The 13,963-nt window shown below is 65.0% G+C and carries 10 protein-coding genes and 1 pseudogene; 6 read left to right on the forward strand and 5 right to left on the reverse strand.

Annotation, left to right across the window (positions count from 1 at the left end):
• Positions 1-300 precede the first annotated feature (300 nt).
• Genes ACIA8E_RS40570 through ACIA8E_RS40580 form a run of 3 tightly spaced genes read right to left on the reverse strand, consistent with a single transcriptional unit; the run spans position 301 to position 3,890 of the window.
• Positions 301-2,604, reverse strand: coding sequence for an ABC transporter permease (locus tag ACIA8E_RS40570; protein ID WP_399306897.1), 2,304 nt, complete (start codon positions 2,602-2,604; stop codon positions 301-303).
• Positions 2,605-2,607: 3 nt separating this feature from the next.
• Positions 2,608-3,384 (reverse strand): ABC transporter ATP-binding protein, encoded by a 777-nt coding sequence (locus ACIA8E_RS40575; RefSeq protein ID WP_399306900.1) that lies wholly within the window; start codon positions 3,382-3,384, stop codon positions 2,608-2,610.
• Positions 3,381-3,890 carry a PadR family transcriptional regulator gene (locus tag ACIA8E_RS40580; RefSeq protein WP_399306903.1) on the reverse strand — a complete coding sequence of 170 codons (510 nt, stop codon included), beginning with the start codon at positions 3,888-3,890 and terminating at the stop codon, positions 3,381-3,383. The genes ACIA8E_RS40575 and ACIA8E_RS40580 overlap by 4 nt, the downstream gene beginning before the upstream one ends.
• 326 nt (positions 3,891-4,216) lie before the next feature.
• On the opposite strand from ACIA8E_RS40580, the gene ACIA8E_RS40585 reads away from it, so the two are divergent.
• From ACIA8E_RS40585 to ACIA8E_RS40605, 5 genes are all read left to right on the forward strand, one after another.
• Complete coding sequence (locus tag ACIA8E_RS40585; protein WP_399306906.1) at positions 4,217-5,368, forward strand: ABC transporter substrate-binding protein; 1,152 nt, start codon at positions 4,217-4,219, stop codon at positions 5,366-5,368.
• 240 nt (positions 5,369-5,608) lie between these two features.
• Positions 5,609-7,303, forward strand: coding sequence for a glycoside hydrolase family 13 protein (locus tag ACIA8E_RS40590; RefSeq protein ID WP_399306908.1), 1,695 nt, complete (start codon positions 5,609-5,611; stop codon positions 7,301-7,303).
• Positions 7,304-7,332: 29 nt separating this feature from the next.
• On the forward strand, positions 7,333-8,664 hold the full coding sequence (locus ACIA8E_RS40595) for an ABC transporter substrate-binding protein (protein WP_399306922.1): 1,332 nt from the start codon (positions 7,333-7,335) through the stop codon (positions 8,662-8,664).
• Positions 8,665-8,737: 73 nt separating this feature from the next.
• Positions 8,738-10,018, forward strand: coding sequence for a carbohydrate ABC transporter permease (locus ACIA8E_RS40600; protein ID WP_399306911.1), 1,281 nt, complete (start codon positions 8,738-8,740; stop codon positions 10,016-10,018).
• Entirely contained in the window at positions 10,015-10,860 is an 846-nt protein-coding gene (locus ACIA8E_RS40605; RefSeq protein ID WP_399306914.1) for a carbohydrate ABC transporter permease, read from the forward strand. The genes ACIA8E_RS40600 and ACIA8E_RS40605 overlap by 4 nt, the downstream gene beginning before the upstream one ends.
• 348 nt (positions 10,861-11,208) lie before the next feature.
• On the opposite strand, the pseudogene ACIA8E_RS40610 reads toward ACIA8E_RS40605, so the two are convergent.
• Positions 11,209-12,174, reverse strand: a pseudogene (locus tag ACIA8E_RS40610) (transposase); the annotation flags it as partial.
• 287 nt (positions 12,175-12,461) lie between these two features.
• On the opposite strand from ACIA8E_RS40610, the gene ACIA8E_RS40615 reads away from it, so the two are divergent.
• Entirely contained in the window at positions 12,462-13,256 is a 795-nt protein-coding gene (locus ACIA8E_RS40615; protein WP_399306917.1) for an IS5 family transposase, read from the forward strand.
• Here ACIA8E_RS40615 and ACIA8E_RS40620 read toward each other — a convergent pair.
• A complete protein-coding gene (locus ACIA8E_RS40620; protein WP_399306919.1) occupies positions 13,204-13,752 on the reverse strand; it encodes a hypothetical protein in 549 nt (182 codons plus the stop codon). The genes ACIA8E_RS40615 and ACIA8E_RS40620 overlap by 53 nt on opposite strands.
• Positions 13,753-13,963: the final 211 nt, after the last annotated feature.

Consider the following 13,963-nt stretch of genomic DNA (forward strand, 5'->3'; position numbering starts at 1 on the left):
CTGCAGATACTCCTCGCCCTCTGGACCGGCGCCTGCCCCACCTGCCACCGCGACATACCCACACCGATACGAACCTGACCAAGCCCTACTAGGGCGGACAGACGTAAAACACCACACCCACAAGGGCGTTGACATCAAACACGCCTCAGCCTGACACGAAGTGACGCACACCTACCGCCGATTACGGGACAGAACCGAACGTTTTATAGACCTGGACGTCGTTCGGGCGCTCAATGAGCTGTTCTCGATGCTGTTCGGGCCGTTGGAAACAGATGCCCCGGGACCGGGACATATATGTTCCTACATCAGTCCAGCCATGTGTTCCGTGGTTCGGAGACGCTCGGCGCGAACGGCCGGGACCAAGGCGATAGCCATGGACGCCAGGATCAGTCCTCCCGCCGCCAGCAGAAGGGCTGAGGCGTCCGGACGCAGAGCGATGCCGGCTCCAACTCCGCTTGCACGGCCTTCCAGGTCCATCAGAGGAATGGCAGCGGTGTAGCCGGTCAGAATACCGAGCAGGGCGGCACCCGTGGCGGTGACGACGCAGTGAGTCAGGATGACGCCGACCAGTTGGCGCGGCGTCAGCCCCATGGCCCGGAACGCCGAAAGCTCCAGGGTGTGATGACGTACCGCTGCGCTGACGGAGGAGGCGAGTTCGGACGCGGCGATAAGGGCGATTACCGCGATGAGTCCAGCGAGCACGCCACGGACGAGACTGGGGTCGCCCACCGGGGAGGGTGTTCGGCGAATTTCAGGGCCGGGTACTGCGGCTGACAGGGAGTTGGCTACGGCGGAAGCATGTGCTCCCGGACGGAGCACCAAAGAGTAGAACTGAATTGACAGGGACGGGTCACCGCTCCTCAGCGTGTCAAGCGTTGTTGTGATCACGAGACCGTCGTGCTCCGGTTCGATGGTCCGGCCCACGATATGCAGAATGTGCGGCGTGCCACCTACGGTGAGGCGGACCCATTGGCCAACCCGGACACGCATGGCGTCGAGCAGTCCTTGCCCCGCCACTGCCTCGTAGGGCGCTGAAGGTGCGCGGCCCTCTGTGGCGAGGAACGGGTGTTGCTCCCCCGTCCCGAGACCACGCAGGATCACCGTCTGCGTCTGACCGGGTATGAGCGCTGTCACCTCGGCTGTGGGGAACATACCCTGAATGTCGGGGTGGCTGCCTATGCGTATCAGTGCAGCGCTGTCCAATCTGGGCTCGTTACGCACCGTCAGGAGAGCAGTTGGATGAAGCTCGTTCGTTTGGTCACCGCTCAGACCGTCGAGTGTGGTGAGAGCCGTGAGAGCAACGGTGATCAACATGACGGGAAGCGACAGTCTGACTACTGACGCGGCGAGTCGCCGACGGCTCCTGGTTGCTCCGCGCCAGCCGAGGACAAGGTGGGGAGGCGTCCCGAAGCGCAGTGCGCAGCGTGCTGTTCGGGACATGCGACGTGCGGCTGACGCGGGGGGGCGGGCGGCAGGGCTGGGAGGCAGGCCAGCCGCGCGCCATGCAGCGAGGGCCGTCGCGGCGGCGATGATCACGACGGTCATCGTGCTGACAGCGGCGACCGTCGCAGGAGCTTGCGGCAGGATCCGGCCGAAGGCCAACGCATCGCCGACCGGCCCTGGAGCTCCGCCGAGACTTAGGGCCCAAATTGCCAGCAGGCCGGTCGCCGCTCCCATCGATGCCAGGCCAACGTGCTGCACGACGAACATGACAACGATCTGGATCGGTGTCATGCCTACGACTTTCAGGATGGATATGTCCTTGGCCTCAGCGTGGACGCGGCTGCTCACCCCACCTGTCACCGCGACGGCCGCGGCGAGCAGGGCGCCCACCCCGAAGACGCGGAGCAACTGCCCCACCAAGCGGTTTTCGTCTGCGAATTTCGCGCGTGCTTCCTTCCACGTGGACAGCCGGACAACATGCTCAGGCCCGAGAGACGTAATTGCCTGTTGGACGGCGAAGTCTGTGTCCGCCGCGTCATTGAGACGCAATGCCACGGTCTGACCGGCGCGTTCCTTGCTCTGAAAGTGGGCGACTGTGGTGGCTGACGCCCAGGCGATTCCTGGGCGCTGGCCCGGGTCGTAGCCGGCTTCGGCGGTGGCCGCCACCCCCGTGACGCGCAGGGTTCCGGGTCGTGAAGCCCCCGTTTGGATTTCGAGTTTGTCGCCCTGCGAGGCCCAAAGTGCCTGCGCCGTTGAGTGTTCCAGTACCACCTCGCCGTCCTTGTCGCCGAACCGTCGGCCGGACTCCAACTGGGCTTCCCCAAGGCCGCTCGAGCGGTCGTCGACGGCCCGGAGTTCCAGCGGTATGATCCCGGTGCCGCGCGACACGGTGAGCGACACGGTGGAGTACGGGCCGGAGATACTGCGGACCCCGTCCAGCTGCTTCAGCTGCTGGATGTCGGTGTTCCCGGTCAGCCGGAGCCAGATGTGGCTGCCGTTGGTTTCCGTGAAAAGCTGTTGCCACGGACTTGCCGCATACTGCATGAGTGCGGCCGACAGCATCAGCGCTGCGGTGACGCCTGCAGTGGCGAGGGCGAGGGACAGGGCTTGTCCGCGGTGCGATTTGAGGTCCGCGAGTGACCAACGGAGGATGGCGCGCATGCGTTACTCCGTCAGTTCTATGAGGCTGGCGGTAGTGGGTCGTTGCATTTTCGCGTCGGTATCCATGAGGCGGGTGTCGTCCACGATGCGGCCGTCGGAGAAGCTCAGGACCCTGTCTGCCGCGCTGGCTACGCTGGCGTCATGGGTGACCAGGACGATGGTCTGACCTTCACGGTGGAAGTCGGACAGGAGCCGAACGACATCACGCGTTCCCTTGCTGTCCAGACTCCCGGTGGGCTCGTCGGCCAATAGCACATCGGGCCGATTGATGAGGGCACGAGCAAGGGCGACACGTTGCTGCTGACCACCGGAGAGATCGCGGGGCAGACTGGCAGCCTTGTCTCCCATGCCGAGTTGCGCGAGCAGATCCCGCGCGCTCTCGTGGCTGTGCCGGGCACTGTATCCGGCGAGCAGGGCGGGGATCTCGATGTTGTCGGCCACGGTAAGCGTCGAGACGAGATTGAAGAACTGGAAGACGATGCCGAGTCTGCGTCGGCGCAAGGTTGCCCACTGCGACTCGCTCAACTGGTCGACGCGCTCGCCGTCCAGCCTGATCAGCCCGCTGTCGGGTTTCGTGAGCCCGGCGAGCAGGTGGAGCAGGGTGGACTTGCCTGCTCCGGACGTCCCCATGACAGCGACGAATTCTCCGCGTGCCACATCAAGACTTATGCCGCGGACGGCGTGGACCGTACCTCCATCGGCAGCGTGACTCTTGACGAGGTCGGTTGCGCTCAACAGGGGGGACGGTGATGCCTGAGCTGGGTCCTTGCTGCGTCTCATTCGAGTTCCTCCTGAATACGCTCCAGCCAGTCGAGATCGGCTTGCAGGTGCAGCGTTGCGCCTTCGATCAGGAGGAGTTCGATTGGGTTGCCATGACCGCTGCGTTCGCTCGCCGTCCGGGACAGGCCGCGCATGACCTTGAGGTAGTGCCGCCGCTGCTTGTTGATCAAGTCAATCGGGTCGGGTCGATGTGTGTGGTGCGCCAGGGAGAGCTTCATGAAGAAGTCGTCACGTACTCGTGGTGCATCAGATGTGCTCTCGTACCAGGCATCGACGGCTTCACGACCGGCGGCGGTGATCTGATAGATCCGCTTGTCGGGCCGGTCGATCTGGCTCACATGCCTGCCCTCGATGAGTCCCGCCTGTTCCAGTCGGCTGAGGGTTACGTATATCTGACCGATGTTGGGCTGAGGGTACGCCGCTCCGAGCAGTTGCTCCAGGGCCTGCTTGAGCTCGTACCCATGAGCGGGACTGCCGGCGAGCAGTGCCAGCAGGTGAAGACGCACTGTGCCGGTTTCCCTCCTGAGACTACGGTTTCTCTGTTTGTGGCTGCTGTGACCGGTGGGGCAATTGATCCGGTCTTCAGGGCACCACTTTGGCACGCAGGTATACATGATGCCTTCGCTGGACTACGGATGGGCTGTCGACAGGCCCGCAGGGGGACAGTTCACTGCCCGCGCGCTTCGGTGGGGGAGGCGGAATGGTGATAAATAGGGCGCGAGGCGTGGGTAGGTCATTGCTGGCCTGGGCTGTGCTGCTGGGGGTCTGTGTCGGCTCGGGAACGCAGGGTCATGTCGCTGGGGGGCGATCGGACGGCAGGGGGCCGCTCACTATGGTGACGGGTCGTGATTTGACGGGATATATGGCGCATGTACTGGCTGGCTGGAACCGGACGCATCCAGCGGAGCGGGTCACTCTTGTGCAGCTTCCCGAGGCTGCCGACGACGTGCATGCGCAGATGGCGAACAGCCTGCGGTCGGGAAGTCGCAGGTTCGACGTCCTCAACATCGATGTCGCGTGGACTGCCGAGTTTGCCGGGCGTGGGTGGATCGCGCCCGTCAGCCGAGCCGGCCTCCCCATCGCGGACTTGCTGCCGAACGTTGTAGACGGCGCCACGTATCGCGGTCGACTCTACGGCGCCCCCTACGTGACCAACGCGGGACTGCTTTTCTACCGGAAGGACATCCTCGAGCGCGCGGGCAAGCAGCCACCGCGGACGTGGGGCGATCTGGAGGATCTCGCGTCGTCGCTTTCACGTACGTACGGGATGGACGGCTACGCAGGCCAGTTGGAGCCCTATGAAGGACTCACGGTGAACGTCGCCGAGGCCATCCAGTCGGCTGGCGGATCTATCCTCGACAGTGAAGGGCAGCGGGTGACCGTGACGTCACCTGCCGCCCTTGAAGGGCTCTCCTTCCTGGTGCGAGGCGTGCGCGAGGGCTGGATTCCTGAGAGGGCCTTGACCTACAAGGAGGAAAGCTCCCGTCTGGCCTTCCAGTCCGGCCGGTTGCTCTTCCTGCGCAACTGGCCATATGTGTACGCCCTCGCCTCTGCTCCAGGTTCGGCGATCGCCGGGAAGTTCGCGGCCGTCCCGTTGCCCGGTCCGTCCGGGCCGGGCAACGGAGTGCTCGGCGGTTCGAATCTTGCGATGAACGCCCGCTCTCCCTACAAGCAGTCTGCCCGCGACCTCATGTCCTATCTCCTCGGCGAAGAAGTCCAGCGGCGGGTGCTCTCGGAGGGCGGACTCCCCCCTGTGCGCGCGGCGTTGTACTCGGAGGCCTCGCTCGTCCGACGCTACCCCTATCTCCCGGCTCTGGCGCAGAGTGTGGCCATGGCGAGGGCTCGGCCGAAGACGGTCGAGTACGAACAGGTAAGTCTTGCTGTTGCAGCGGTCGTCTATGGGGCGCTCACCGGTCGGTACCGCCCAGAAGAGGCGCTGGAGCGTCTGCGGCGAGAGTTGCGCACGATTGTGTCTGGTTCCTAAGGCAATTGTCGTTGTCTAAATACATGTTAGGTATGACTGTGACCGCGATGCCCTCATGTGTTGGGTGGCTGTTGGCTATTAAGGTGTGTTTTTAGGGCAAATCGCCGGATGAACGCGAGATTTCGATGCGATGACTTGACATCCTTTGAGTAGCGTTACCTAACATGTAAGTATGGCTCGTGCCTCTGCTGAACGCTACTTGCGGCGTGGCCGCCGGGGTTGATCAAGGATTGGTGACTCATGTTCGCAGCTCTCCCGGAGGGGTCGACGGACCAGCACAACGCGGTTCGGACGGTCCGCGAGATCCCGGTGCAGGGAGCGGCACCATGGTGGCGGGACGCCGTGGTGTACCAGATCTACGTACGGAGCTTCCTCGACAGCACCGGAGACGGCATCGGCGACCTTGCCGGCGTGCGTACGGGACTGCCATATGTCCGCAAATTGGGGGTCGACGGCATCTGGCTCAGCCCCTTCTACCCGTCACCGCAGCACGACCACGGCTACGACGTGTCCGATTACTGCGACGTCGACCCGCTGTACGGGGATCTGACGGAGTTCGGACTGGTGGTTGACGAAGCTCATCAGCTCGGACTGAAAGTCATCGTTGACATCGTCCCCAACCATTGCTCCAGCGCCCATCCTTGGTTCCGCCAGGCGCTTGCGGCTGGACCGGGAAGCCCGGAGCGCGCACGCTTCCACTTTGCCGATGGCCGGGGTGAGAACGGCGACGAGCCGCCCAACAACTGGCGGGCCATGTTCGGTGGACCGGCGTGGTCCCGGGTCCGGGAACCGGACGGTTCCCTCGGGCAGTGGTACTTGCATTTGTTCACGCCGGAGCAGCCGGACCTCAACTGGCGCGTCCCTAGCGTGGGGGACTACTTCGAGCAGGTGCTGCGCTTCTGGCTGGACCGTGGTGTGGACGGGTTCCGCATTGACGTGGCCGCAGGCCTGTTTCGGCACCCCGAGCTCCCCGATTCCCCCGATCCGGCGGCCGACGAGCGCACGCGTGACTCGGTTAACCCCCTGGCCTGGAACCAGCCGGAGGTCCACGAGGTATGGCGCAGATGGCGGGCAGTGTGCGATTCCTACGCTGCCCGCGACGGAGCCGACCGCCTGCTCGTGGGTGAGGTCTCAGTACGCACCGCGGCGGACCAGGCCGCCTACGTACGGCCCGACGAACTGCACCAGGCGTTCTTCTTCCACATGCTTAGCGCGCCGTGGGACGCGGCCACGTTCCATCAGGTGATCAGTGACGCCCTACGGGATATCGCCGGAACCGGCTCCACCGTCACCTGGGTGCTCAACAACCACGATCAGATCCGGACCGTCACCCGGTATGCCGGTGACGAGGGCCTGGTCGGAGCGCAGCGGGCGCGGGCCGCGGCGCTTCTGATGTTGGCCCTGCCCGGATCCGCCTACATCTACCAGGGCGAGGAGCTCGGACTGCCTGAGGTTATCGACCTGCCAGACGAGGTGCTCACCGACCCGATTTTCCGGCGCACCGGCAGTCGCCAGTACGTACGAGACGGGTGCAGGGTCCCACTGCCATGGTCAGGGCATGCCTCGCCCTTCGGATTCACCAATGCCGGCAGTTCTGCCGTGCCCTGGCTTCCCCAGCCCCAGTGGTTTGCTGAACACACCACGGACCGTGCGCTGAGTGATCCCGGCTCCTTCTGGCACCTCTATCGCGACGGTCTCGAACTGCGGCGCCGGCTCTCGGGCCTGGGGGAGGGGCCTCTTCGCTGGCTTGAGACGCCGCCCTACGTGCTCGCGTTCGTCCGCGGCGACGGTCTGGTGTGCGCCGTCAACTTCGGCAACGAGCCTGTTCCCGCCCCGGTGGCCGACGCTCCACTACTCGCCAGTGGCCCTTGTCCGCCCGGGATGCTTCCCGGCAACTCGGCCGCCTGGTGGGCCCTTGATCTGCCCAGCGCCTGAACACAGTTTGCACCCATCAACGAGAGGTGATCTACGTGAGGCCCACTGCCAGAGCTATTGTCGCAGCAGTCTGTCTGCTCCTGGGCGCGACTGCGTGCGGAGGCGGCTCACCCGCTGAAACATCGGATTCCGGAGCCCATCAGCAGCTCCGGGGCCAGACGGTGAATGTGGCCGCCGTCTGGACTGGTACAGAGCAAGCCAACTTCAAGAAGGTGCTCGACGCTTTCACCAAGGAGACTGGAGCCACTACGACGTTCGTGTCCACGGGCGACAACGTTTCCACGGTTGTCGGCAGCAAGATTGAGGGCGGCGATGCACCTGACGTCGTGATGGTGCCGCAGCTCGGAGTACTCCAGCAGTTCGCCCGCTCCGGCTGGCTCACACCTCTGTCCGACGAGGTCTCAAAGGTTGCCGAGGCCAACTTCTCCCCCATCTGGCAGGACTATGGTTCGGTGGACGGCCAGTACTACGGGCTGTACTTCAAGGCGTCCAACAAGTCGACGGTGTGGTATAGCCCCACTGCCTTCGAGGACGCCGGTGTCCACACTCCGAAGACCTTCAAGGAGCTGCTGACCACCGCGTCCGCCATTGCTGACTCCGGGACCGGAGCCTTCTCCGTAGCCGGAGAGGCCGGCTGGCCGCTCACCGACTGGTTTGAGAACATTTATCTTTCCCAGGCCGGCCCCGACAAGTACGACAAGCTGGCACGGCATGAAATCCCATGGACCGATCCCTCCGTGGTCGCTGCCCTCACCACCCTCGGCAACCTGTTCGGTGACGACGCGCTCGTCGCTGGCGGACGGCGGGGAGCTCTGCAGACAGACTTCCCCGAGTCGGTGGCGCAGGTGTTCGGAAAGTCTCCCAAGGCCGCCATGGTTTACGAGGGTGACTTCGTGAGCGGTGTCATCTCGGGCGATCTCGGCAAGAAGGTGGGCGAAGACGCCAAGTTCTTCCCGTTCCCGTCCGTGACGAAGGGAGCCTCCCCTGTTGTAAGCGGCGGTGACGCCGCTGTCGTTATCAAGCAGGGCAAGAATCAGAAGGCCGCCATGGCTCTTATCGAATACCTTGCCAGCCCCGAGGCCGCTGCCATATGGGCCCATGCCGGCGGCTTTACGTCGCCAAATCACAGGCTGGACCAGACTGTCTATCCCGATGACATCGCGCGCCAGACGGCGAAGTCCCTCGTCGACGCGGGCGACAGCGTTCGGTTCGACATGTCCGACCAGGCCCCGGCCGCATTCGGCGGTACCCAGGGATCCGGTGAGTGGAAGATCCTCCAGGACTTCCTGCGGGATCCGTCGAACCCCAAGGCGACCGGGCGCGAGCTGGAAACCGCCGCTGCCAAGGCATACAAGAACTGAGGTCTCTTCGGTGAGCATCCGCATATCGCCCCGGGACAGTTCTCGGCGAGCCCTGGGGCACAAGCAACGGCGCATGAAGCACCGGCGGCGATTGGTGGCGGCAGGATTCATTCTTCCCTGCCTGCTCCTTTTGGGAGCACTCGTGGGTTATCCCATCGTATTCACCGTGGTGCGAAGTCTGTTCGACTCGTCCGGGGACCAATTCGTCGGCGTTGGCAACTACCGGGAGATGTTCACCGACCCCGCGACCCTGAGGGCGATCCGCAACACCGCACTCTGGGTCGCGGTGGCCCCGGCCCTACTCACCGGGCTCGGCCTCATTTTCGCTGTGCTCACCGAGAAGATCCGGTGGGCAACGGCATTCAAGGTCATCATCTTCATGCCCATGGCCATCTCGTTCCTGGCCGCGGGAATCACCTTTCGTCTCGTGTACGAGCAGGATCCTGAGCGAGGTGTACTCAACGCGATGACAGTCGGCGTCCACGATGCCTTCGATCCCGCAACCTCGTACCCCAATGCCCGGGTGCGCCCCACGTCTCCCCTCAAGGCCCTTACCGGCGGCGGGTTCACCACTAAGGGGCAGGTCAGCCCTGGAGGGACGCTCGCCTTCGGTCTCGTAGGGATACGCGAACCGACGGGCAAACCGGCAACACCACCGGCACCAGCCAGCCGTGACACCATCACTGGCACGGTCTACGTGGACTACGTGAAGGGTGGAGGGGGCCGCCCTGGGCTCATCGACCGCGGAGAGCGAGGCCTCGCTGGCATCAAGGTGGAGCTCGTGCGTGAAGGTCGTACTGTTGTATCCACCGCCACGACCCACCCGAACGGGTCGTTCCAGCTGAGCGGCGCGAACGGGGCTGGGACCCTTACTGTGCGGCTCGCCGCGCAGAGTTTCGCCGCCCCCTACGAGGGCGTCAGTTGGCTCAGCCCGGCACTGATCACGCCGGCCGTGATCGGCGCGTACCTCTGGATCTGGACAGGTTTCTCGATGGTGCTCATCGGCGCTGGCCTTGCCGCTCTTCCCCGGGAGACACTGGAGGCCGCCCGCGTCGACGGCGCCGGTGAATGGCAGATTTTCCGACGTGTCACCGTGCCGCTGCTGGCACCCGTACTTACCGTGGTCTTCGTAACCCTGCTCATCAACGTGATGAAGGTTTTCGACCTCGTGTACATCATCGCCCCAGGCCCTGTTCAACAGGATGCGAGTGTGTTGGCACTACAGCTCTGGCTCGTCAGTTTCGGTGGCGGCAATGACCAGGGTGTCGGGAGCGCCATAGGCGTCGTCCTCCTCCTTCTGGTAGTGCCCGCCATGATTTTCAATATTCGACGCTTTCGTGGGAGCAGGGCATGACCAGCAGCAGGGTGAGAGCCTTCCTCGGAAAGGGTGGGGTGCAGGTTGTGCTGGCGGTCCTAGCCCTGGTCTGGCTGACGCCAGTGGCCGGCCTACTCATCGCATCCTTGCGTTCCTCGGACGCGAACGCGCAGAGCGGGTGGTGGACCGCACTTTTGCGCCCCGGCGGACTCGGGCTGCAGAACTACAGTCGCCTGTTGACCGACTCGGGAATCACCGGAGCTTTCTGGAACACAGTCCTCATATCCGTTCCCGCTACAATCGGTGTGGTAGTTCTGGGCTCGCTCGCTGGCTACGCCTTCGCGTGGCTTGATTTTCCGGGTCGTGACGCCATCTTCCTCGTGATCGTGGCTCTGCTGGTCGTACCGGTGCAGATCGGCCTCCTACCGGTGGCCAAGCTTTTCGGAGCCCTCGGGCTTTTTGGCACCCTACCGGGAGTGGTGCTCTTCCATATTGCTTACGGTCTGCCCTTCGCCGTGTTCCTTCTACGGAACTACTTCGCGGATATCCCGCGAGAGATGTTGGAAGCGGCAAGGATGGACGGCTGCGGAGAATGGCGGATCTACCGACAGCTCGTCCTGCCGGTCGGACGGCCTGCCATAGCTAGCCTTGCGATCTTCGAGTTCTTGTGGGTGTGGAACGACATGTTGGTCGCGATGATCTTTGCCAACAGTGACAGTCAGCCGCTGACGGTGGCTCTGCAATCTCAAATGCGACAGTTCGGCAGCAACATCGATGTACTTGCCCCAGGTGCCTTCCTTTCGATGCTGCTCCCGCTAGCGGTGTTCTTCGCCTTCCAGCGTCACTTCCTCGCGGGCGTCATGGCCGGCTCTGTCAAATGACAGCGCCTGATCGTGCTCCGGTCGTGATCGCACTCCACGCGGACGTCCACGTCCCACGCCCTCTTGGGGCGTGGGACGGGCCAGTCCGCTACCAAGGCCCGTACTGAGCTGAATCGGATTCCGTGGCGGCCTTGAAGCCAGGCATGATTGTCGTGGCAGATGGGAAGCACAGGTCCGATGCCTGCACCCCGGAGGTATTCCGAAGAGCTCCGCGAGCGAGCCGTCCGTGCGGTGGATTTCAAGTCCAGTGAGACGGTCGTGACGCTATGAGGTTTGTGGTGCGGGTTCCCTGCGTTTGGCCGGGTCGTTGATCCACCTCGACTTTCGACGTTCTGATGGGTCCGTGGATTATGCGGCGGTGGTGCCGAGGCTGGCGGCGGCCCATGCCTGCTGGACGGCACGGATTTCCTGACCGGTGGGCTGATCTGGGCGGTTGGGCAGAAATCGGGCGGCGATGATCGTGCGGCGGAGCTTGGCCACCATGTCGGACAGCGACGGGTCGGTCTTGGTGGTGTACCAGGGCGCGCGTTCGCGATGGTCGGCGGCGTCGCCGGGGTGGTGGCCGTGCAGCGCGTACCAGACGACGGTGATCGTGTAGCAGTACAGGCCGAACGGCACGGTGCGCTCGACCGCGGCCCGGGTGCGGTTTCGGGCCTGGCCGACTCCGAGCAGGTCGCGGGCCTCGGCGAAGGTGACCTCGATCGACCACCGCCACGCGTACCGGGTGACCAGCGCGGGAGCGGGGGTGATCAGGTCGGTGGTGACCAGCGCCAGGTCGTAGCCGGTGTCCGTGTCGTCGTCGCGCAGCCAGATCACGAGGACCGTTTGGGTGTGGAAGGAGCCGTACCACAGGCAGGTGACCTCGGCCAGGCGCACGGTCTCGGTGCGCTGGTAGCGCGTGACCTGGAAGGACGTGAAGCCGAGGGTGGCGGCCAGTTCCCCGGGAGTGCCCAGGCGGGTGCCCTTGAGCGCGGGGCGGCCGCGTTTGCCGGTGCGCGGTGGGGCCAGGTCGTACAGCACAGCGCCGGCGGGTAGCCGGGTGGTGAACGTGCAGGTGGCGGGGAGGTTCCGGAGTGCTTTGCCGTGGTAGGCGGCGTCCGCGACGACATGGATGCGCCGGTCCCAGTGGCAGGCAGCCAGGAGACGGAGCATGGACGCGGCGATGTCGACCTTGCTGAGCTCCTGCTTCGGGCGCCACAGCCGGGCCAGGAAGGGCAGTTCGATGACCAGGCCGATGACGACGAAACAGGTCCCGCGGCCGACCGGGGTGGGGTCCGTGGCCGCGCCGTCGTGCTGCCAGGCCACACCGAAGACCTTCTTCCCGCGCCGTTAGTAGCTGTATCTCAACCGATCATGGAACGTGCGGGTCGAACAGGTTTCCCGCCGGGGTGATCTTCCCGTTGTACGCGCATGAAGACAGGGCCTCTCGGTAGCTCGGGGATGCGAATCTGACCGAGCAGTGCCGGGAGGCCCTGGTGTCGTTGTTGTACGCGTCCGCACCCGTTGATTTCAACTCGGCCGCCCCATCGTGTGATTGCCTCGCGCATGTGTACGGCAATGCTGCCGATCATCCCGACCGGGAACGCCAGTATCCGTCGGACATGACGGACGCGGAATGGGCGGCCATCCGGCCCTTGCTGCCCACGCCGTCCTGGCTGGAGGGCCGGGGCGGGCAGCCCGAGGGCTACTGCCACCGCCAGATGCTGGATGCGATCCGCTACCTGGTCGCGGGCGGGATCTCCTGGCGGGCGATGCCCGCGGACTTCCCTGATTGGGGCCGGGTCTATGCCTTCTTCCGCCGCTGGCGCGAGCACGGACTGATCGCGGAGTTCCACGACCGGCTGCGCGGGAGGGTGCGGGAGCGCGAGGGGCGCGAGGCGGAGCCGACGGCGGGGATCATCGACGCGCAGTCGGTGAAGGCCGCCGCAAACGTTCCCGCCGCCTCACGCGGCTTCGACGGTGGAAAGTTGATCAACGGGCGCAAGCGGCACATCGTGACCGACTGCCTGGGCCTGCTGCTGGTCGTGGCCGTGACCGCCGCGAACACTGGGGACCGCGAAGCGGCCGTCGGCCTGCTGACCCGGTTGCGGGCCCTGCACCGGGACATCTGCCTGGTCTGGGCCGACGGCGGCTACACCGGCTCCCTCATCGACTGGGCCCGGCAAAGACTCGCCCTGGCCCTTCAGATCGTGAAGCGCACCGACGACATGGAGGGGTTCGTGGTGCTGCCGAGACGCTGGGTGGTAGAGCGCACCCTGAGCTGGTTGATGCACTCGCGCCGTTTGTGCCGGGACTACGAAACACTGACCGCGACCAGCGAGGCGATGATCCAGTGGTCGATGATCACGCGGATGGGCCGCCGCCTGGCGAGACCACGAGCCTGCGGCCGGCACTGAACGCGCCAGACGCCTCCTGGAGCAACCAGCCCCGCTCGGCCAGGCGTTTCGCCTTCGAGCGCACCCCCTCGACCTTCGCCGCCACCGCCGTGTCGATGCCCATCACGGCCGCAATGTCCTTGGCCCGCAAGGGTTCCAGACCCGGCCGATCCTGCAGCACATTCAAGATCCGCTGATTGTCCGGCGAGAGCACCGACACCTCCAGCCCCTCCCGCCAGGGCGGCACGACCGCTCCCGGCACCGACGCGGCCGCAGGCGTGGGAACGGGGGTGGGCGCCGTTTCTCCCTCGCCCTCGGCTTCCGTCGCGAAAGTGGTCTCGGCGGCGGATGCGGCCAGGGCGTCGATGAGCTCTTCGCGTGCGATCACCCGCCGGTCCAGCTCGATCTCGCCGGCCTCCAAGGCCGCAGCCGCACGGGACGCCTGCTCCCGCAGGGCCTCCACCCGCTCGCGGGCAGAGGCTTCCCGCGCCTCCAGCAACCCCAGCATCGACGCCATCGCGCACCCCTCGACGAACAAGCGGAAGCAGAACGCCGGATGCCTCCCTCACCCCGACCGAGACCATGCCTGACCAGCAGGAATCAAGCGATCATGTTCGGTTGAGATACGGCTTCTTAGAACAGCGTGTCGTCCACCGCGACCGTCAGCACCGCGCCGGCGGGCAGCAGGTGGCGCACGATCAGGTGGGACAGGGAGATGCCCAGGATGT

Source organism: Streptomyces sp. NPDC051664, from assembly GCF_044453545.1.
In the GTDB taxonomy this organism is placed as follows: domain Bacteria; phylum Actinomycetota; class Actinomycetes; order Streptomycetales; family Streptomycetaceae; genus Streptomyces.